Source organism: Streptomyces sp. YIM S03343 (assembly GCF_054729195.1).
Genome location: NZ_JBPUKX010000001.1, coordinates 2,089,944 through 2,110,568 on the forward strand (window position 1 = coordinate 2,089,944; position 20,625 = coordinate 2,110,568).

Sequence of the window (20,625 nt, forward strand, 5' to 3'; positions counted from 1 at the left end):
TCTCCCGCTCGCCCTCAGGCGGTCTGCACCGGGTCGGCGTCGGGGCGCGGTCCGCCGCCGAGGTCTGCTTCGAGCCGCTCCACCGCGCTGTATGCGCTCGCGATGCACGCCGGGATGCCGACCCCGTCGTACTGCGCGCCGCACACGTCGAGGCCCGGGAGCTTCGCCACGTGCTCACGGATGCGGGCCACGCGCGCGTAGTGGCCGACGGGGTACTGAGGCAGGCCGTCGTCCCAGCGGGTGACGCGGGTGTCGATCGGCGTGGCGTCCAGGCCGGTGGCCGCGCGCAGGTCGTGCCGCGAGACATCGACCAGGCCGGTGTCGTCGCGCTCCAGGACCGCCGTCTCGCCGTAGCGGCCCAAGGAGGCGCGCAGCACCGTCACGTCCGGGTTCTGCTCGGCGATCCAGCCCCACTTGCGGGAGGCGAAGGTGGACGCCTTGATGGTGTGGCCGTCGACCGGCGGGACCAGGAAGCCGCTGCCCCCGGGCAGGTCGACCTCGCTGCTGCGGTAGGCGAGGGTGACCAGGGCCATCGACGCGTACTCCACGGCGGCCAGCTCGGCGGCGGCGCCCGGGGCCTCGGCGCGCAGCAGCCTGGCGGCGGCCGGGGCGGGTACGGCGACGACGACGGCGTCGGCGGTGAGGACGCGGTCGCCCGCGGTGACGCTCCAGCCGTTCGTCTCGCGGCGCAGTCCGGTGGCGGGCGCGTCGGTGACGATCTCGCCGCCCCGCGCGCGCACGGACTCGGCCACGGCGAGCGGGAGACTGCCGACGCCGCCCTCGATGCCGAGGAACACCGGGCCCGGCTGCTGACCGGGCTGCTGGGCCGCGGCCACCTTGGCCTGGATCTCGCGGACGGCCTCGGTCAGCGAGTCGTGGGTGCGGGCCGCCTGGTAGAGCTGGGGGACGGCGGAGCGCATCGAGATGCGGTAGGCGTCGCCCGCGTAGACCCCGCCGAGCATGGGTTCCACCAGCCGGTCGACGACCTCACGGCCGACGCGGGCCGCCACGTACTCCCCGACCGCCACGTCGTCGCCGACCTCGGTGCGGGGCAGGTCGGCGTCCTGCTCGATACGGCGCAGGCCCTCGTCGGACAGCACGCCGGACAGGGCGGCGGCGGTGCCGGGGACGCCCATCACATGGCCGCGGGGCATGGGGCGCAGGGCGCCCCGGGTCCAGATCGTCGCGGACGCGGTGGCGGGTGCCTGGAGCCGGTCGGCGAGGCCCACCTCGCGCGCGAGGCCGACGGCCTCCGGCCGCTTCGCCAGCATCGACTCGGCGCCCAGGTCGACACGGGCGCCCGCCAGTTCGCCGGGCAGCAGCTTGCCGCCGACCCGTTCCGAAGCCTCCAGCACCGTCACGCGCGCGCCGCGCTCCAGCAGCCGGTGGGCCGCGGCAAGACCCGCGATGCCCGCTCCGACAACGACCACATGGTGGGTACCCGTACCTGTTCCGCCTGTTCCGCTCATGGGCTCCACCCTCTCAGATCCCACTGACACCCGTGCCAGGGCCTTGTGGCCCTGGTCGCGATGTGATCGTGACCGCTTCGGAACCAATTCGCGCCAACGTTTCTCCTGGTCCGGGCGTCGAAGGAGCGTCCGTCGACATCGACCTTCGGGGGGATCAGCCATGCACCCACGACAGACACGACAGACCGCCGCACCGGGCTCCGCGGACCCCGCGCACCCCATGCACCCCGTCCACGCCGTACGCACCGTACGCCGACCCGTGCTCGCGCTCGCCGCGCTGCTGGCCGCGGCCTCGCTCGCGCTCACCGGGTGCAGCAGCTCCGGCGGCTCCTCCGCCTCCTCCGCCGACAAGGCCGCCGCGGACAGCGCGGGCAAGGGCGCGCAGTACGGCGCCGGTGACGCCAAGAGCGGCGGTTCGGGCGCCGCCTCGGGCACGCGCTCCGGGACGTCGCAGACGCCCAAGCTCAACGCGGCCAGCATCATCCGCACCGCCTCCCTGACCGTGCAGGTCAAGGACGTACCCAAGGCCCTGGACGACGCCCGCACCACCGCCGAGAACGCGGGCGGCTACATCGGCGACGAATCCACCACCCGTGACACCCGGGGACACGAGCGCACGCGTGTCGTGCTGCGCGTCCCCACCGATCGCTACGACAAGGTCCTCGCCGACCTCCAGGGCAGCGGCAAGCTGCTCGAGCGCACGGCGAAGGCGCAGGACGTCACCGACCAGGTCGTCGACGTCGACAGCCGGGTGAAGTCGGCGCGCGCCAGCGTGGCCCGGGTGCGCGAGCTGATGGACCGGGCGACCAAGCTGAGCGACGTGGTCACGCTGGAGGGCGAGCTGAGCAGCCGCGAGTCCGATCTGGAGGCGCTGCTCGCCCAGCAGGCGTCCCTCAAGGACCAGGTGGGTCTCGCCACCATCACGCTGACGCTGACCGAGACCCCGGTGAAGAAGGCCGCGAAGGACGACACCCCCGGCTTCATCGACGCCCTCTCGGGCGGCTGGCACGTCTTCCTGACGGTGGTGCGCTGGATCGTCCTCGCCATCGGCGCGGTCCTGCCGTTCGCCGCGGTGGCGGCGCTGCTTGCGGTCGTGTGGCTGCGCCTGGTACGGCCCCGCCGGGGCCACCGCCCGGCCACGCCGGTCACTCCGGCCACTCCGGCCGGTCCCGCGGTCCCCGCACAGGGCTCGCTGCCGCAGTACCGCTCGGCGGACGAGCACACGGTCGACGAGGACTGACGGACGAGGGCTGCCAGGGAACGGCCGCACCGGGCCCGAAATGCCGTACACCCGTAGCGTGTTCACATGGCCATGGACACGAGCGCGAACACGAGCGCGAGCGCGAGCACCGCGACGGGAACGGGCCCGGGTACGGGTATGGGTACGGACGGCCGGGAGCGGATGGTGGTGATCGGTGGCGACGCCGCGGGCATGTCCGCGGCGTCGCAGGCCCGGCGGCTGCGCGGCCCCGACGAGCTGGAGATCGTGGCGTTCGAGCGCGGTCACTTCACGTCGTACTCGGCGTGCGGGATCCCGTACTGGGTGGGCGGCGACGTGCCCGAGCCGGAGCAGCTCATCGCCCGTACGCCCGAGGAGCACCGCGCGCGCGGGATCGATCTGCGGATGCGCACCGAGGTCACCGAGATCGATGTGGCGGGGCGCCGGGTACGCGCGCGTGACGTCGATTCCGGGGCGGAGTCGTGGACGTCGTACGACAAGCTGGTGATCGCGACCGGGGCACGGCCGGTCCGCCCGGAGATGCCCGGCGCGGACGCCCCCGGGGTGCACGGCGTGCAGACCCTGGACGACGGTCAGGCGCTGCTCGACACGCTGAGCCGCTCGCAGGGCCGCCGCGCGGTGGTCGTCGGCGCGGGCTACATCGGCGTGGAGATGGCCGAGGCGCTGATCAACCGGGGTTACGAGGTGACGGTCGTCAACAGCGGCAGCGAGCCCATGGCGACGCTCGACCCGGACATGGGCCGCCTGGTCCACACGGCGATGACGGGCCTGGGCATCACCATGGTCGACGATGCCGAGGTCACCAAGGTGCTCACCGGGGACGACGGCAGGGTACGGGCGGTGGCCACGGAGGACACCGAGTACCCGGCGGACGTGGTGGTGCTGGGCATCGGCGTACGACCGGAGACCTCGCTCGCGCGCGCGGCGGGTCTTCCACTGGGCGACCACGGAGGCTTGCTGACGGACCGGGCAATGCGGGTGCGCGGCCATACGGACATCTGGGCGGGCGGGGACTGCGTGGAGGTACTGGACCTGGTCTCCGGCCAGGAACGGCACATCGCGCTGGGCACGCACGCCAACAAGCACGGGCAGGTGATCGGCACCAATGTGGGCGGCGGTTACGCGACGTTCCCGGGGGTGGTCGGGACGGCGGTCAGCAAGGTCTGCGACCTGGAGATCGCCCGCACGGGCCTGCGGGAGAAGGACGCCCGCCGCGTGGGTCTGCGCTACGAGACGGTCACCATCGAGTCGACCAGCCGCGCGGGGTACTACCCCGGCGCGTCCCCCATGACGGTGAAGATGCTTGCCGAACGCCGCACCGGCCGGCTCCTGGGCGTTCAGATCGTGGGCAGAGAGGGCGCGGCCAAGCGCGTCGACATCGCGGCGGTAGCCCTCACGGCGGGTATGACGGTGGAACAGATGACGTCCCTGGACCTCGGTTATGCCCCGCCCTTCTCCCCGGTCTGGGACCCGATCCTGGTCGCAGCGCGCAAGGCAGCCGCGAAGCTCCGCGCCTCCGCGCTCTGACCCGGCGGGGGCGAAAACCCGACCGCGTCCGGCACGGCACAGCAGGCAACCGGGCCGCGCCCGGAGCCGTCGACCCGCCGGGCAGGCTACGCCGTGCTGCTGCCGTTGATGCGCTCGATGACCTGTCGGGCCTGTTCCGCCGGGGGACGGGGTGGGAGGGAGGAGACGGAGGCCGTCTGGGGCGGGGTCACTGAAGTGTCCGTCGTGGTGGGACGGGCGTGGGCGGCGGAGGCCCGCAGGGACCGCAGCCGGTGGCTGACCGCCTCGTCGAGAGTGACCGGACGCTGGGTCTGCGAGGCCAGCCGCGCCGCCTCCTGGCCCAGGCGGGCCACGTCCTCCCAGGGCAGATGGATCACAAGGGCGATCTCCGCCTCGCCGTCGGGCAGCGCGTGGATCGGTGGAGCAACTCGCTCGGTCATCGCCGGTTTCCTCACGTCGTCCCCGCGACACGCCTTCCCCTGCACCGCGGGCGGTTGAGAAGTCATACGCAGCCGCCGCCGGTCGCGTTCACCGGTTCGGCGTGCACATCGGGGGCACTACTTCTGTGTGGTCATCCCTGTTCATGACGTGAACCCGGTCCGCCGCACCCCGTACGTGACGTACGCGCTCGTCGCAGCGAACGTCCTGGTGTTCCTGGTCACGCCCGGCGTCATCGGCTCCGTGGCGGGCGGCAGCAGCCTCTCCCAGCTGTGCCATCTGCACGCCTTCCTGGACCAATGGGCCGCGGTGCCGAGGGAACTGATCCACCAGCGGATGCCGCACCTGGTGCCCACCGGCCAGGTCGGGCTCACCCCGCAGGGCGCCGCGGGCTGCGTGGTGGGCGCGCCGGGCTACGACAAGTCCCCGCCGCTGTCCGTCTTCACGGCGATGTTCCTGCACGGGAGCTGGCTGCATCTGCTGGGGAACATGCTGTTCCTGATCATCTTCGGCAACAACGTCGAGGACCGCATGGGGCATGTGCGGTACCTGTTGTTCTACGTCGTCTGCGGCTACGCGGCCGGATACGGCTTCGCCGTGCTGAACGCGAACTCGGCCGACCCGCTGATCGGCGCGTCCGGGGCGATCGCCGGAGTGCTGGGCGCCTATCTGGTGCTGTTCCCGAGGGCCAGGGTGTGGGTGCTGGTGCCGTTCCTGGTGTTCCTGCCGCTGAGGCTCCCGGCGTGGCTGGTGCTGGGCTTCTGGTTCGTGCTCCAGGCGGTCTACTCGTCCGGCGGAGGCGTGTCCACCGTCGGCACGGTGGCGTACCTGGCGCATGTCTTCGGCTTCCTGGCGGGCATGCTGCTGGCGTGGCCGCTGAAGGCGGGCACCCCGCCGCCCCCGGAACCGCCCCGCCTGCTGTTCGGCAGACGGGCGCGGACCCGGTACACGTGGTGAAGCGGTGAACAGCGGGCAGGCTCAGTGAGCGGTCCGGGTGTGGACGTACTCGACCAGCCGGGTCAGTGCGTCCGGGTCGGTGGACGGCATCACACCGTGCCCGAGGTTGAACACATGACCGACATCGCCTTCGAGACCGGCGGCGGCGTCGAGCACCTCGCGGGTCTTGGCCTCGACGGCCTCCTTGCCGGCGAACAGGACCGTCGGATCCAGGTTGCCCTGGAGCGCCTTGCCGGGGCCGACCCGGCGCGCGGCCTCGTCGAGCGGGACGCGCCAGTCGACGCCGACGACGTCCGCGCCCGCCTCGCCCATGAGCTTCAGCAGTTCACCGGTGCCCACGCCGAAGTGGATGCGCGGCACGCCGTACCCGGCGACGGCGTCGAACACCTTCGCCGAGGCGGGCAGCACCGAGTGCCGGTAGTCGGCGGGGGCGAGGGCTCCGGCCCAGGAGTCGAAGAGCTGCACGGCGCTCGCGCCCGCCTCGATCTGCACCTTGAGGAAGGCGGCGGTGATGTCGGCGAGGCGGTCGAGCAGGTCGGCCCACAGCTCGGGGTCGCCGTACATCATCGCCTTGGCGTTCTCGTACGTACGGGACGGCCCGCCCTCGACGAGATAGCTCGCGAGGGTGAAGGGGGCGCCGGCGAAACCGATCAGCGGGGTGGCGCCGAGCTCGCGGGTGAGCAGGCCGACGGCCTCGGTGACGTAGGAGACGTCCTCGGGGGTGAGGTCGCGCAGCCGGGCCAGGTCGGCGCGGGTGCGCACCGGCTCCTCGACGACCGGGCCGACACCGGGCTTGATGTCGAGGGCGATGCCGATGGCCTTGAGCGGTACGACGATGTCGCTGAAGTAGATCGCCGCGTCCACGTTGTGCCGCCGTACCGGCTGCAGCGTGATCTCGGTGACCAGCTCGGGCCGCATACAGGACTCGAGCATCGGGACGCCCTCGCGCACCTTGCGGTACTCGGGCAGCGAGCGGCCGGCCTGCCGCATGAACCACACCGGAGTGTGCGGCACGGGTTCGCGCCGGCACGCCCTGAGGAACGCGGAGTCGTACGTCGCTGTCGGCTGCTGGCCCGAAGGGCTTGCGTTGGCACTCACAGCGGCAAGTCTCGCACGGCGTCACACCGGTGGGGTGTCTTGCCCTGCGCACGGGGTCTGTTCCCTTTACTCTTCCCCGCATGGCTGCGGCTCAGGGACGACTGTCGGACGGCACTGACGGAATGGACGACGCGAAGGAGGAGGACCTGTACGACACCAGGACCGCTCCGCCGGCCTTCCGGGCCGCCGTCGACGCGCTGCGTACCGCGCGGCTGCGGCCCCAGGTGGAGGTGGAGACGGTACGTCCGCCGCAGCGGCTGGCCCCTTTCGCGCACTCCCTGGAGGCGGCGGTCGTGGACGGTGACCAGGAACTCGCGGACGGCCGGCTGATCCTGCTGCACGACCCGGCCGGGCACGACGCCTGGCAGGGCACGTTCCGCCTGGTCACGCTGGTGCGTGCGGAGCTGGAGGCCGAGATGGCCGCGGATCCGCTGCTGCCCGACGTGTGCTGGTCGTGGCTGACCGGCGCGCTCCAGGCCCGCGGTCTCGCCTTCGGCGAGCCGAGCGGCACCGTCACCCGGGCCAGCTCCCACTACTTCGGCGGCCTCGCAGCCCGCCCCGCCGCCTCGCAGATCGAGATCCGGGCATCCTGGACGCCTCGCGAGAACCTGGGCGGCATCCCGGACACGGCGGCGCATCTCGCCTCCTGGTGCGATCTGCTGGCGCAGGTCGGCGGGCTGCCCCCGGCCGCGCCCGGGGACGCCTCGGTGGTGACGCTGCCGCAGCGCAGGGGACCGCAGTCCCGCTGACCCGCCCGCCGTACGCACCGGCGGCGCCACGACCGGCGACGGCCGCACCCCTGGCCGCACCCGTGATCCTCCGTCGCCGTCCTCCGTGATCCTCCGTTTCCGTCCTCCGTGATCCCCCGTCGCGTCCTCCGCGATCCTCCGTCACCGTCCTCGGTGACACCACCGACCACTTTGGTCACTTTGTCGATTCAGATGCATTCGGGCACTTTCAGTCACCCATGGCCGCCGGAGTGAACCGATTCGATCTTCGGATGATCGATCGCGCGTCCGAATTGCACGGAATGTTCTCACCGGATCGTGATCATTCTCTAAAGGAGCACGGGTTCGCTGCCGAAGACGACTGTGACCTTGAAAGCACGGTTCGTACCGGCTTCACCCCCCATGAGCCGGCCCCGTCCCGCACCCCAGGAGGCCTGGTGTCCGTTCTCCTCGAGCAGCCCGCAAGCCTGGTCGCCTACCGCCCCAACAAGCCCACGGCGATGGTGGTGGTGGCCGACCCGCGGGTCAGGTCCACTGTCACCCGGCATCTGTGGGCGCTCGGAGTCCGCGACGTCATCGAGGCGTCGTCGATCGCGGAGGCCCGTCCCCGCGTCGGCAATCCGCGCGACATCTGCGTCGCCGACGTCCATCTCCCCGACGGCTCCGGTCTCACCCTGCTGTCCGAGACCCGCGCCGCCGGCTGGCCCAACGGCCTGGCGCTGTCGGCCGCGGACGACATCGGCGCCGTGCGCAACGCGCTCGCCGGCGGTGTCAAGGGCTACGTCGTCACCGGCACCCGTACCAATATCGGGCTCCCCGCCCGGCCGGGCGCCGCCCCCATCGGCTCGGCCGCCGCCCGGATGCACCGCCGCCCCCCGGGTGCCCCGAGCCACCCGGGCGGCTACCGCGAGCTGTCCGGCCGTGAGGTCGAGGTGCTGCGCCTTGTGGCCGAAGGCCAGTCGAACAAGGCGATCGGCGTCTCCATGGGCCTGTCCGCGCTGACCGTCAAGAGCCACCTCGCCCGTATCGCCCGCAAGCTCGGCACCGGTGACCGCGCCGGGATGGTCGCCGTGGCCCTGCGGACCGGCATCATCCACTGACCCCCTCCCAGTCACCCGTCCCCTCCCCCTCCCTCCTCCCCCCTCCCCCCTGTCCCCGCCGTTCTCGCCGCCCCACCCTGGGTGAACCAGGCGTTTCACGGACCTGTCCGGTTTACGACCCTCCGGCGCCCGCCGACGGAACGTTCCGTCGGCGGGCGCCGTCCGTCCATGGATACCCTTGACAGGTGACCGACGCCCAAGACATCGCAGCAGACACTTCACTGCGAACCACCGGAGGCGCCCCTCCGGACGAAGGCGGAGCTACTGCTGCGGGGGCGCCGATTCCTCTGTTGGAGCCGCGCGAGGGCATTCCGCCCGTCGTCGCGGACGAGACGGCCCTCGCCGAGGTGACCGCCGCCTTCGCCGCGGGCCGCGGCCCGGTCGCCGTGGACGCCGAGCGCGCCTCCGGCTACCGCTACGGACAGCGCGCCTATCTGGTCCAGCTGCGCCGCGAGGGCGCCGGGACCGCACTGATCGACCCCGTGGCCTGCCCCGACCTCTCCGGGCTCGGGACGGCGCTGGCCGACACCGAGTGGGTACTGCACGCCGCCACCCAGGATCTGCCGTGCCTGCGGGAGATAGGCATGATGCCGACGCGGCTGTTCGACACCGAGCTGGCCGGGCGGCTCGCCGGGTTCCCGAGGGTCGGCCTCGGGGCGATGGTCGAGAACGTGCTGGGCTTCGTGCTGGAGAAGGGCCACTCCGCCGTCGACTGGTCCTCCCGCCCGCTGCCCGAACCCTGGCTGCGCTACGCCGCGCTCGATGTGGAACTCCTCGTCGATCTGCGCGACGCGCTGGAGAAGGAACTGGACCGGCAGGGCAAGCTGGAGTGGGCGCTCCAGGAGTTCGACGCGATAGCCGCAGCACCGCCCGCCGAACCGCGCAAGGACCCCTGGCGGCGTACGTCCGGCATGCACAAGGTACGCAGACGCCGACAGCTGGCGGTGGTACGGGAGCTGTGGCAGACCCGGGACCGGATCGCGCAGAAGCGGGATGTGTCACCCGGCAAGGTGCTGAGCGACGCGGCGATCGTCGAGGCGGCGCTGACCCTGCCCGGCACGGTGCAGGCGCTGACCGCGCTGACCGGTTTCGGGCACCGCATGGGCCGCCGTCAGCTGGAACAGTGGCAGGCCGCGGTGGACCGCGCCAAGTCGCTGCCCGAGGCGCAACTGCCCCAGCCCGGCCAGCCGGTGACGGGCCCGCCGCCACCGCGCGCCTGGGCCGACAAGGACCCGGCGGCCGCGGCCCGCCTCTCCGCGGCGCGCGCGGCGGTGTCGGCCCTGGCCGAGCAGCTGAACATGCCCCAGGAGAACCTGATCTCCCCGGACACGGTCCGCAGAGTCTGCTGGGAACCCCCCAAGCCCGTGGACCCCACAACGCTGTCCACATCCCTCACCACCCTGGGCGCCCGCAACTGGCAGGTGGACCTGGTGACCCCCGCCCTGGTTTCAGCCCTGACAACCAACACCACCCCCACGGCATAACCCCGGCCAGGGCCCCTGGGCCCCTGACCCCGACACCACCGGCCACGCCCGGGCAGGGACGACCGACCAGCGCCCCTGCCCGGCCGGGCTGCGGCGCCCCCACACCCCGACGGGTCACCGCCTCCGGCACGGCCCCACCCCCACCGGCCACACCCGGCCACGCCCCCACCGGCCACACCCGGCCACAACACCAGCGGCACACCGCGGCACACCCGGGCAGGACCGACCGGCCACAACACAACCGGCTCCCTGCCCGGCGCAACACCCCGTCCCTGAGGCCCTACGACCACACCCCTCCGGCCCTCCCGCCCCGCCCACCCGGCCCACCGAGCCGAGCGGCAAGCGCGGCGGTCCCCATCCAGCCCACCGAGTCGGGTGGTGGTTGGGCATAGGCCGGGGGTCCAGGGGGCGGAGCCCCCTGGGACGCCTGCTGGAGCAGCGGCACCCGTCCAGCTCGGGGGTCCAGGGGGCGGAGCCCCGTGGTACGCCCCCTGGAGGGGCGACGCCCGTCCGACCGGGGGTCCAGGGGGGCAGCGCGCCCCCTGGTACGTCACCTGGAGGGGCGACACCCCTCCAGCCCACCCCGGTGTGACGTTCACCGCTCCGACAGACAAGACTGGGCAGCCACGTTACCCACAAGTAGCATGGGGCTGAGCGCGCGCTCAGCGCACCCCGCACCCTGGAGGAGAGCCATCGTGCCTCGTACCGTCAGGGACGTCGTCTTCGTCGACGGCGTCCGTACCCCGTTCGGCAAGGCGGGCCCGAAGGGCATCTACCACGAGACCCGCGCCGACGACCTCGTCGTGAAGGCGATCCGCGAGCTGCTGCGCCGCAACCCGGGCCTGGACCCGAAGAAGATCGACGAGGTCGCCATCGCCGCGACCACGCAGATCGGCGACCAGGGCCTGACCCTCGGCCGCACGGCCGGCATCCTCGCCGGACTGCCGAAGTCGGTGCCCGGCTACTCCATCGACCGGATGTGCGCCGGTGCCCTGACGGCCGTCACCACGACCGCCGGTTCCATCGCCTTCGGCGCCTACGACGCCGTCATCGCCGGCGGCGTCGAGCACATGGGCCGCCACCCGATGGGCGAGGGCGTGGACCCGAACCCGCGGTTCGTCAGCGAGAAGCTGGTCGACGAGTCCGCCCTGTTCATGGGCATGACCGCGGAGAACCTGCACGACCGCTTCCCGCACATCACCAAGCTGCGCGCCGACGAGTACGCGGTGCGCTCGCAGGAGAAGGCCGCCAAGGCGTACGCCAACGGCAGGATCCAGCAGGATCTGGTGCCGATCTCGGTGCGCCGTACCAACCCCGAGGCCGGTGAGACCGGCTGGGGGCTCGTGACCGCCGACGAGCCCATGCGGCCCGGTACGACCCTGGAGAACCTGGCGAGCCTGAAGACGCCGTTCCGCGTCCACGGCCGGGTCACCGCGGGCAACGCGGCCGGTCTGAACGACGGCGCCACCGCCTCGATCATCGCCAGCGAGAGCTTCGCCCGGGAGAACGGCCTGCCGGTCAAGATGCGGCTGGTCTCCTACGCCTTCGCGGGTGTCGAGCCCGAGGTGATGGGGTACGGGCCGATCCCGGCCACCGAGAAGGCGCTCGCCAAGGCGGGCCTGGGCATCGGTGACATCGGGCTGTTCGAGATCAACGAGGCGTTCGCCGTCCAGGTGCTGGCCTTCCTCGACCACTACGGCATCGCGGACGACGACGAGCGCGTCAACCAGTACGGCGGCGCCATCGCCTTCGGCCACCCGCTGGCCTCCTCCGGCGTGCGGCTGATGACGCAGCTCGCCCGCCAGTTCGAGGACCACACGGACGTCCGCTACGGCCTCACCACCATGTGCGTCGGCTTCGGCATGGGCGCGACGGTCGTCTGGGAGAACCCGCACTTCGAGGGGGACAAGTGAGCACCACCGCTGAGCTGTTGAAGGGCGCGGCCGAGCTGTTCCCCGACGAGGTCGTGACCTCCGCGCACGTACGCCACCTCGATCTGCCGTACGGCGTCGGCCGCTTCGCGCTGATCACGCTGGACAACGGCCTCGACCACACCAAGCCGACCACCTTCGGCCCGGCCTCGCTCGCGAACCTCAACGCCGCGATCGACCAGGTCGAGAAGGAGGCCGCCGCCGGGGAGATCACCGGCGTCGGCATCACCGGCAAGCCGTTCATCTTCGCCGTCGGCGCCGACCTCAAGGGCGTCGAGCTGCTGAAGAACCACGACGACGCGCTCGCCATCGGCAAGGGCGGCCACGAGGTCTTCAAGCGTCTGGCGAACCTCGCGGTGCCGACGTTCGCGTACTACAACGGCGCCGCGATGGGCGGCGGTGTCGAGGTCGGTCTGCACTGCACCTACCGCACGGTGTCGAAGGCGATCCCGGCGTTCTCGCTGCCCGAGGTGTTCCTCGGGCTGGTGCCCGGCTGGGGCGGCTGCACCCTGCTGCCGAACCTGATCGGCGCGGAGAAGGCCGTCTCGGTGATCGTCGAGAACAGCCTCAACCAGAACAAGCAGCTCAAGGGCGCGCAGGTCTACGAACTCGGCATCGCCGACGCGCTGTTCGAGGGCGCCGACTTCCTGGAGCAGTCGCTCGTGTGGACCGCGAACGTCCTCAAGGGCGAGATCACGGTCGAGCGCCCGGCGATCGACCGCGGCGAGGCCTGGGACCAGGCGGTCGCCAAGGGCCGTTTCGTCGCCGACGGCAAGGTGCACGGCGCCGCCCCGGCCGCCTACCGCGCGCTGGACATCATCGCCGCCGCCAAGGACGCCGATCTCCAGAAGGGCTACGACGCCGAGGACACCGCCCTCGCCGACCTGATCATGGGCGGTGAACTGCGCGCCGGCATCTACGCGTTCAACCTGGTCCAGAAGCGCGGCAAGCGCCCGGCCGGTGCCCCGGACAAGAACCTGGCCCGCCCGGTCACCAAGGTCGGTGTGGTGGGCGCGGGTCTGATGGCCAGCCAGCTCGCCCTGCTCTTCCTGCGCCGCCTGGAGGTGCCGGTCGTCCTGACCGACATCGACCAGGAGCGCGTCGACAAGGGCGTGGGCTACGTCCACTCCGAGATCGACAAGCTGCTCTCCAAGGGCCGGGTCGACCAGGACAAGGCCAATCGCCTCAAGGCGCTGGTGACCGGGGTCCTGGACAAGGCCGAGGGCTTCTCGGACGCCGACTTCGTCATCGAGGCCGTCTTCGAGGAGATCGGCGTCAAGCAGCAGGTGTTCGCCGAGGTCGAGGCGGTCGCCCCGGCGCACGCGATCCTCGCGACCAACACCTCCTCCCTGTCGGTGACGGAGATGGCGTCGAAGCTCAAGCACCCCGAGCGGGTCGTGGGCTTCCACTTCTTCAACCCGGTCGCCGTCCTGCCGCTGCTGGAGATCGTGCGCGGCGAGCGGACCGACGACGCCTCGCTGGCCACGGCCTTCGCCGTCGCCAAGAAGCTGAAGAAGACCGCGGTGCTGGTGAAGGACGCCCCGGCGTTCGTCGTCAACCGCATCCTGACCCGCTTCCTGGGCGAGATCCAGAACGTCATCGACGAGGGCACGCCGGTCGCGGTCGCGGAGAAGGCGGTGGAGCCCCTGGGCCTGCCGATGTCCCCGCTGGTCCTGCTGGAGCTGGTCGGCCCCGCCATCGGTCTGCACGTCTCGGAGACCCTGAACCGCGCCTTCCCCGACCGCTTCACGGTCTCGGCGAACCTCGCGGCCGTCGTCAAGGCGGGCAAGCGCGGCTTCTACGTCTACGACAGCGGCAAGCCCGAGCTGGACCCGGAGGTCGCCGCGCTCCTGAAGCAGGGCGACACCGTCCTGACGGAGGAGCAGGTCCGCACCCGCGTCCTGGACGCCGTGGCGCAGGAGATCGGCCTGATGCTCGACGAGGGTGTCGTGGCCGAGGCCCAGGACGTCGACCTGTGCCTGATCACGGGCGCCGGCTGGCCCTTCCATCTGGGCGGCATCACGCCGTACCTGGACCGCGAGGGCGTCTCGGAGCGCGTCACCGGCCACGCCTTCCTCGCCCCCGGCGTGGCGAGCGTCCCGGCGTAATCCCCGCCCCCGGCGAACCCGTCCCGGGCCCGGCCCACCACCCCGGTGGGCCGGGCCCGGCGCGTGTCCGGGACGGCGCGGCGGACCCTTCCAACCGGTCGGCGAGTGTCCGGGGCGCGCCGTCGGGCGTCCCCGGACGGGGTCGACCGCCGTTCCGGCCCCCTGGACGTCCCCGCAGTCTCCGCAACCGCCCACGACGGGGGTGTCAGCCCCGCAGGTGCCCCGGCGCGGACACCGGCGGGCACTCCGACCGGCGTCCCCGGAAGGGAACCAGCCCCTCCTCCGGGCGTGTACCGACGGCCGTCCCCCGGCGCGGGCGGCCGGCTTCCACCGCACGGAGGCCGGACGCGCAGGCAGGTGAGCTCCCGCGGCGCGCGAGCAGGCGCTCGTCCGCTTCTGCGCGGGGCCCGGCAGGCCCCTCACCGCCATACATATGCGGGCCCGCGGGCCCGTGCCAAGCAGGTCGGGCGAAGTCCGCTACGGTTCGGCAGCGCCCTGAAGGGGCGCGGGGCTGTACCGATCTGCGGCTCCGCCGCGATGGGGGTACCTCCCTGCTCGAACGAAGTTGAGAGCTTGGGGGAGCGACCAGCCACGACGATGCCGCAGACGACAGACGGCACATCGCGGCAGTTCCAGCGGAGCGCTCAGCGCGCATCCTCCACATGCACGACGCGGAGTTCATCACCGTCCTGGCCGCGTCTGGTGCGGCCGAGGATGCCCACGGCGAGGTGGGACTGGTCGTCGCAGTCGCCGATCGGGACGAAGGTGACGACGTCCGGGTGATGGCCCGTCACCAGCCAGCCCTCGCCGTTGTTGAGCTCCAGCACCCGGAAGTCCCCGGCCGGCGAGGCCACCTGCACGGGGCCGTACTGGCGCAGGATGCCGGTGGCGTGCTCGGCGAGGTCGCCGACGGGGTCCTCGACCACCACGCAGGTGCCGTGCTCGAACAGCACCCATGACTTTCCGGAGCCGGTGAGAAGACGCCGCCAGGCGTCGATGAGTGTCTCGGTGTCCACGACCATCATCATGTCGCACTCACACCTCCCGCCACGCCTCCAGCGCCAGGCCGGGCTCCTCCTTGCGGCGGGTGAGCAGCAGCCGACCGGTCAACGGGGACAGCGTCGCTGCCGCCACCCGGCCCTCGAAGTCCACGGCGAGCGACACGACGGCGTCCGCGGGCAGGGCGGGACCGGACTCGGTCCACCAGGCGCCCGCCTCCTCGTCCTCGGTCGGATAGGCGGCGAAGGCCACCCGGCCGCTCGCCGAGCGCTGGGCGAGCAAGGTGCAGTCGTAGCCGTCGAGTTCGCAGCGCACGGCGGTGACGGGCCCGGGCCCGGCCGAGGGCAGCAGCACGGCCGGCTTGCCCCCGGCCCGCCAGGCGCACAGGTCGCCGGAGCCGTCGGTGTAGTAGAGCGTGGTGCTGGTGGGCGAGGTCGCCAGGGCGTACAGGGTGCCCGGGCGGACCGGGGTCTCCAGGGCCTCCTGCAGCACCGGCTGGGCGCCCGGCTCCCCCTGCCGCCAGTGCAGCACGCCGCCGGGGACGGCAGCGTACAGCTCCACCCGCCCCGACTCCCCCGTCACGGCGGCGAGGTCACCCTGGATGTCATGGCCCTTCAGATCCCGCCAGGGATCCCAGCCGCCCTTCGCCTTCTGGGCGACCATCCGCACCCCGCCGCCCGCGCCGCGCACGAAGAGATGAGCCCGCCCCTCGGCGTCGACGGCCACCGCGGGCCCACCGGTGAGGGCGCCCTTCTTGTCGGGGTGGCCCACCGGGTTCCAGTCCAGGGCGGCGAGCAGCGGGCGGAAGTGGGTGGAGTGCACCAGCCCCGCCTCACCTCCGGCGGTGGGCCGCCAGGACACCAGATGGGCATAGCCGTTGGCACCCCGGCCGATCGCGAGGACGCCGGGGTGCAGCTTCTGTTCGCCGCCCATCCGGCGCGCCTCGTCCCAGGGCCCCCCGGGCATGAGCTCCGCCCGGCACAGGACGGCGTCGCCCGAGGACAGATAGACACTGAGCCGGCCGTCACGGCCGCGAATGAGCCAGTCGCCGTTCACCGCTTCACTCTAAGCGCGTCCACTCCCCCGAAGCCTCTCAGCTCCTCCCGTCCAGCGACTCAAAGTCGTTTGGCACTGCGGAACGGTTCGGTTCGGTGCACTCGTCAGGGGATGGACCCCGAGCCGGGGCCGTCATGGCACCCTGGCCGCATGACCGAGACACTCCCCCTGCTCGTGATCGTGGACGGCGCGAACGTCGTCGGCTCGGTGCCCGACGGTTGGTGGCGCGACCGCAAGGGCGCCGCGGAACGCCTCCGCGACCGGCTGGCGGAACACGGGGTGCCGGGCCGGCCGGAGGACACGGAGATAGTGCTGGTGGTGGAGGGAGCGGCACGCGGCGTCAGTTCCGTACCCGGCGTACGAGTCGAGTCGGCCCCGGGCAGCGGCGACGACCTGATCACCGACCTGGCGGCCACGGCCACCGATCGCTCGGTCCTGGTGATCACGGCAGACCGCGAACTCCGCCATCGCGTCACAGCGGTGGGCGCGGAGGTGGCGGGCCCACGGACGGTACGGCCGTGACACGAGACCGGAGTCCCGGCGTGCAATCCGCGGCCTGGGCCCAGTAGTCAACAGCCACCACGCACCGGGCCAGGCACACGGCCGCACACACCCCGCGGGGCCGGGACCGGGGCCTGCCCCGGAACCGGAGTCACCACCCCCCGCGGCGGCTACGCCCGTCCCCTCTCCGCCCGGCCAGGGCTGAGGCGGCTGTGGCTGCGGCTGTAGAGGAAGTAGACGACGAAGCCGATGACCATCCAGATGGCGAAGCGGAGCCAGGTCTCGGCGGGGAGGTTGATCATCAGCCAGAGGGTGGCGAGGACCGAGAGGATCGGGAGGAACGGGACCCAGGGGGTGCGGAAGGCCCGGGGCAGGTCGGGGCGGGTGCGGCGCAGGACGATCACGCCGATGGCGACCACCATGAAGGCGAACAGGGTGCCGATGTTCACCAGTTCGGCGAGTGCGCTGAGGCTGGTGAAGCCCGCGACGATCGCGATGATCACGCCGAGCAGGATCGTCGGCCGGTACGGGGTCTTGAAGCGGGGGTGGACGACCGAGAAGAAGCGGGGCAGCAGGCCGTCGCGGCTCATGGCGAAAAAGACCCGGCTCTGGCCGAGGAGGAGAATCATGCACACCGTGGTCAGGCCGACCGCGGCACCGAAGCTGATCACCCCGGCGTACCAGGGGTGGCCGGTGGCTTTGAAGGCGTCCGCGAGCGGGGCGTCCACGGTCAGCTTGGTGTAGTGCTCCATTCCGGTGACGACGATCGACACGGCGACGTACAGCAGCGTGCACACGAGCAGCGAGCCGAGGATGCCGCGCGGCATGTCCCGCTGCGGGTTCTTGGTCTCCTCCGCCGCGGTCGCGACGACGTCGAAGCCGATGAACGCGAAGAAGACGACGGAGGCGGCGGTGAAGATGCCCATCACGCCGAAGTTGGAGGGCGCCCAGCCGAAGATCAGCTCGATCAGGGGTGCTTTGAGGGTGCCGCCCGCCTCCACGGTCTGGGTCTTCGGGATGAACGGCTTGTAGTTCTCGCTCTTGACGAGGAACGCGCCAGCGACGATCACGATGAGGACGACGGTCACCTTGATCGCGACGACCAGCTCGTTGACCCGCGCGGACAGCTTCGTCCCGAGGATCAGGATGCCCGTCAGCACCAGCACCAGCGCCGCCGCGAGGATGTCGAAGCCGAAGCCGTGGGCGCCGTCGCGCCCGGCGAGCGAGGCGGGCAGATGCCAGCCGGCGGTGTCGAGCAGCGAGCGGATGTAGCCGGACCAGCCGACGGCCACCACCGCCGTGCCGAGTGCGAACTCCAGGACCAGGTCCCAGCCGATGATCCAGGCGGGCAGCTCGCCGAGGGAGGCGTAGGAGAAGGTGTACGCGGATCCGGCCACCGGCACCGTGGAGGCGAACTCGGCGTAGCAGATCGCGGCGAGGGCGCACACCACACCGGCGACGACAAAGGCCAGGGAGGTCGCGGGCCCGGCGTTCTCCCTGGCGACCTTGCCGGTGAGGACGAAGATGCCGGTGCCGATGATGACGCCGACGCCGAAGACGGTGAGGTCCAGCGCGGACAGGGTCTTGCGGAGCGCGTGCTGCGGCTCCTCGGTGTCACGGATGGACTGCTCGACGTTCTTCGTTCTGAAGAGGCTGGTGCTCACGGGTGTACCTCCACGCTCGCCGCCCGACATTCCCGACATGATGGGGAGGCGGCGTGGTACGTGTGCCCCGGCGCGGGGCATTTCACGCGAACGGGCCGGTCGCGCCACCGCGATGGGTGGTACGACCGGCCCGTTCGAGGGGGCCGTTCCCGCCGTGCCGGTACGGCTAGTCGCGCGCCGGTTCCACCGAGTCGACCTCGGCGTTCACCTGAGCGATGTGCGGGACACCGTCCATCTTGGCGACCAGGCCGGTGACCTGGCGGGCGATGTCCGGGGCGGTCAGACCGATCTCCGCGAGGACCTCGCCGCGGGAGGCGTGGTCGAGGAAGCGCGGCGGGATGCCGAAGTCGCGCAGCGGTACGTCGACGCCCGCGTCACGCAGGGCCTGCGCGATCGCCGAACCGACTCCGCCGACCCGCGAGTTGTCCTCGACGGTGACGACGACCCGGTGCCGCTCGGCAAGCGGGGCCATCGCCTCGTCGACCGGCTTGACCCAGCGCGGGTCGACGACGGTGGTGGAGATGCCCTGCTTGTCGAGGAGGTCGGCGACCTCCAGGCACACCGGGGCGAGCGCGCCCACCGAGACGAGCAGCACGTCCGGGGTGGTGGTGCCCGGCTGGCGCAGTACGTCCATGCCGCCGACCGTTCCGACGGCCGCCACGGCGGGGCCGACCGCGCCCTTGGAGAACCGCACCACGGTCGGCGCGTCCTCGACGGCGACGGCCTCCCGCAGCTGGAGGCGTACCTGGTCGGCGTCGCGCGGCGCGGCGATGCGCAGCCCGGGCACGACCTGGAGGATCGACATGTCCCACATGCCGTTGTGGGAGGCGCCGTCGGTGCCGGTGATCCCGGCCCGGTCCAGCACGAAGGTCACCCCGCACTTGTGCAGGGCGACATCCATGAGGACCTGGTCGAAGGCGCGGTTGAGGAACGACGCGTACACCGCGAAGACCGGGTGCAGCCCGCCGTGGGAGAGGCCGGCCGCGGAGACGGCGCCGTGCTGCTCGGCGATCCCGACGTCGTAGACCCGCTCGGGGAACGCCTTGGCGAACTTGTCGAGGCCGACCGGCTGGAGCATCGCGGCGGTGATGGCGACGATGTCCTCCCGCTCCTTGCCGAGGCTGACCATCTCGTCGCCGAAGACGGACGTCCAGTCGGCGCCCGCGGTGGCGATGGGCAGACCGGTGTCGGGGTGGATGCGGCCGACGGCGTGGAAGCGGTCTGCCTCGTCCTGGAGAGCGGGCTGGTAGCCGCGGCCCTTCTCGGTGAGGATGTGCACGATCACCGGGCCGTTGAACCGCTTGGCGCGGGTCAGGGCGGACTCCAGGGCCTCGATGTCATGGCCGTCGATCGGGCCGACGTACTTCAGGCCGAGGTCCTCGAACATGCCCTGCGGGGCGATGAAGTCCTTCAGGCCCTTCTTCGCGCCGTGCAGCGTGTCGAACAGCGGCCTGCCGACGACCGGGGTGCGCTCCAGGACCTCCCGGGTGCGGGCGAGGAAGCGCTCGTAGCCGTCGGTGGTGCGCAGGGTGGCGAGGTGGTTGGCGAGTCCGCCGATGGTGGGGGCGTAGGAACGCTCGTTGTCGTTGACGACGATGACCAGCGGGCGGTCCTTGGCGTCGGCGATGTTGTTGAGCGCCTCCCAGGCCATACCGCCGGTGAGGGCGCCGTCGCCGATCACGGCGACCACATGGCTGTCGCGTTTGAGCACCTGGTTGGCCTTGGCGAGGCCGTCGGCCCAGCCGAGGACAGCGGAGGCGTGGCTGTTCTCGATGACGTCGTGCTCGGACTCCGCCTGCGAGGGGTAGCCGGACAGACCGCCCTTCATCTTCAGCCGGGAGAAGTCCTGCCGACCGGTGAGGAGCTTGTGGACGTAGGACTGGTGTCCCGTGTCCCACAGCACCTTGTCCTTCGGGGACTCGAAGACCCGGTGCAGAGCGATGGTCAGCTCCACCACACCGAGGTTCGGGCCCAGGTGGCCGCCGGTCTTGGAGACCGCGTCGACCAGAAAGGTCCGGATCTCCTCGGCCAGCTGGTCGAGCTGCTCCAGGCTGAGCCGGTCCAGATCACGCGGTCCCGTGATACGGGTCAGCAGCGGCACCCGTGCCTCCTTGCAGTAGAGCTGTTCGAGCTGTTACCGGGCTTGTCGAGTCTAATGTTCCGCCCCGGTAACCGGTGTCGGGGCGATGCGTCGTACGTCACGCGAACGGCCCTACCCACCATCGGCCCCATTGATGACGCGGAGGGGATCTTTAGCCCGTCCGGCGTTTGAGGACGAGGCCCGAAGGGCCGAAAGGGGGGTCTGGGGGCGCAGCCCCCAGGGTCGGGAACGGGAAGGGGCGGCGG

The 20,625-nt window shown here is 71.8% G+C and carries 16 protein-coding genes; 9 read left to right on the plus strand and 7 right to left on the minus strand.

From position 1 onward, the window contains the following. Positions 1-14: 14 nt before the first annotated feature. Entirely contained in the window at positions 15-1,469 is a 1,455-nt protein-coding gene (gene hemG, locus ACSYGN_RS09000) for a protoporphyrinogen oxidase (RefSeq protein WP_460393679.1), read from the minus strand. Between the two features lie 220 nt (positions 1,470-1,689). Between hemG and ACSYGN_RS09005 the strand changes: the two genes are divergently transcribed. Continuing rightward, a complete protein-coding gene (locus ACSYGN_RS09005) occupies positions 1,690-2,709 on the plus strand; it encodes a DUF4349 domain-containing protein (protein WP_460403319.1) in 1,020 nt (339 codons plus the stop codon). A gap of 138 nt (positions 2,710-2,847) precedes the next feature. Continuing rightward, positions 2,848-4,236: an FAD-dependent oxidoreductase gene (locus ACSYGN_RS09010; protein WP_460403321.1), complete on the plus strand. Its 1,389-nt coding sequence runs from the start codon at positions 2,848-2,850 to the stop codon at positions 4,234-4,236. 86 nt (positions 4,237-4,322) lie between these two features. Here ACSYGN_RS09010 and ACSYGN_RS09015 read toward each other — a convergent pair whose 3' ends face one another. After that, a complete protein-coding gene (locus tag ACSYGN_RS09015; protein WP_460393681.1) occupies positions 4,323-4,655 on the minus strand; it encodes a hypothetical protein in 333 nt (110 codons plus the stop codon). A 127-nt stretch (positions 4,656-4,782) separates the two neighbouring features. On the opposite strand from ACSYGN_RS09015, the gene ACSYGN_RS09020 reads away from it, so the two are divergent. Beyond that, a complete protein-coding gene (locus tag ACSYGN_RS09020) occupies positions 4,783-5,610 on the plus strand; it encodes a rhomboid family intramembrane serine protease (protein WP_460393683.1) in 828 nt (275 codons plus the stop codon). A gap of 21 nt (positions 5,611-5,631) precedes the next feature. Here the strand turns inward: ACSYGN_RS09020 and hemE are convergent, their stop codons facing one another. Then, a complete protein-coding gene (gene hemE, locus ACSYGN_RS09025) occupies positions 5,632-6,708 on the minus strand; it encodes a uroporphyrinogen decarboxylase (protein ID WP_460393685.1) in 1,077 nt (358 codons plus the stop codon). An 80-nt stretch (positions 6,709-6,788) separates the two neighbouring features. Here hemE and ACSYGN_RS09030 point away from each other — a divergent pair, with 80 nt between their 5' ends. The 5 genes from ACSYGN_RS09030 (at position 6,789) to ACSYGN_RS09050 (ending at position 14,059) form a co-directional block, all read left to right on the plus strand. Continuing rightward, a complete protein-coding gene (locus ACSYGN_RS09030) occupies positions 6,789-7,457 on the plus strand; it encodes a DUF3000 domain-containing protein (RefSeq protein WP_460393687.1) in 669 nt (222 codons plus the stop codon). 416 nt (positions 7,458-7,873) lie between these two features. After that, positions 7,874-8,536 carry a LuxR C-terminal-related transcriptional regulator gene (locus ACSYGN_RS09035; RefSeq protein WP_460393689.1) on the plus strand — a complete coding sequence of 221 codons (663 nt, stop codon included), beginning with the start codon at positions 7,874-7,876 and terminating at the stop codon, positions 8,534-8,536. Between the two features lie 185 nt (positions 8,537-8,721). Beyond that, entirely contained in the window at positions 8,722-10,020 is a 1,299-nt protein-coding gene (locus ACSYGN_RS09040; protein WP_460393691.1) for an HRDC domain-containing protein, read from the plus strand. Positions 10,021-10,715: 695 nt separating this feature from the next. Next, on the plus strand, positions 10,716-11,933 hold the full coding sequence (locus ACSYGN_RS09045) for a thiolase family protein (RefSeq protein ID WP_460393693.1): 1,218 nt from the start codon (positions 10,716-10,718) through the stop codon (positions 11,931-11,933). Beyond that, positions 11,930-14,059, plus strand: a complete 2,130-nt coding sequence (locus ACSYGN_RS09050) for a 3-hydroxyacyl-CoA dehydrogenase NAD-binding domain-containing protein (RefSeq protein WP_460393695.1) — start codon at positions 11,930-11,932, stop codon at positions 14,057-14,059. Before ACSYGN_RS09045 ends, ACSYGN_RS09050 begins: the two co-directional genes overlap by 4 nt. A gap of 644 nt (positions 14,060-14,703) precedes the next feature. On the opposite strand, the gene ACSYGN_RS09055 is transcribed toward ACSYGN_RS09050, so the two are convergent. Both ACSYGN_RS09055 and ACSYGN_RS09060 read right to left on the minus strand, forming a co-directional pair. Further along, complete coding sequence (locus ACSYGN_RS09055) at positions 14,704-15,084, minus strand: hypothetical protein (RefSeq protein WP_460403323.1); 381 nt, start codon at positions 15,082-15,084, stop codon at positions 14,704-14,706. A gap of 10 nt (positions 15,085-15,094) precedes the next feature. Beyond that, on the minus strand, positions 15,095-16,114 hold the full coding sequence (locus ACSYGN_RS09060) for a PLL family lectin (RefSeq protein ID WP_460393697.1): 1,020 nt from the start codon (positions 16,112-16,114) through the stop codon (positions 15,095-15,097). A gap of 150 nt (positions 16,115-16,264) precedes the next feature. Here ACSYGN_RS09060 and ACSYGN_RS09065 point away from each other — a divergent pair, with 150 nt between their 5' ends. Beyond that, entirely contained in the window at positions 16,265-16,636 is a 372-nt protein-coding gene (locus ACSYGN_RS09065) for a PIN domain-containing protein (RefSeq protein WP_460393699.1), read from the plus strand. A gap of 149 nt (positions 16,637-16,785) precedes the next feature. On the opposite strand, the gene ACSYGN_RS09070 is transcribed toward ACSYGN_RS09065, so the two are convergent. After that, entirely contained in the window at positions 16,786-18,279 is a 1,494-nt protein-coding gene (locus tag ACSYGN_RS09070) for an amino acid permease (RefSeq protein WP_460393701.1), read from the minus strand. A 166-nt stretch (positions 18,280-18,445) separates the two neighbouring features. Continuing rightward, on the minus strand, positions 18,446-20,380 hold the full coding sequence (gene dxs, locus ACSYGN_RS09075) for a 1-deoxy-D-xylulose-5-phosphate synthase (RefSeq protein WP_460393703.1): 1,935 nt from the start codon (positions 20,378-20,380) through the stop codon (positions 18,446-18,448). Positions 20,381-20,625: the final 245 nt, after the last annotated feature.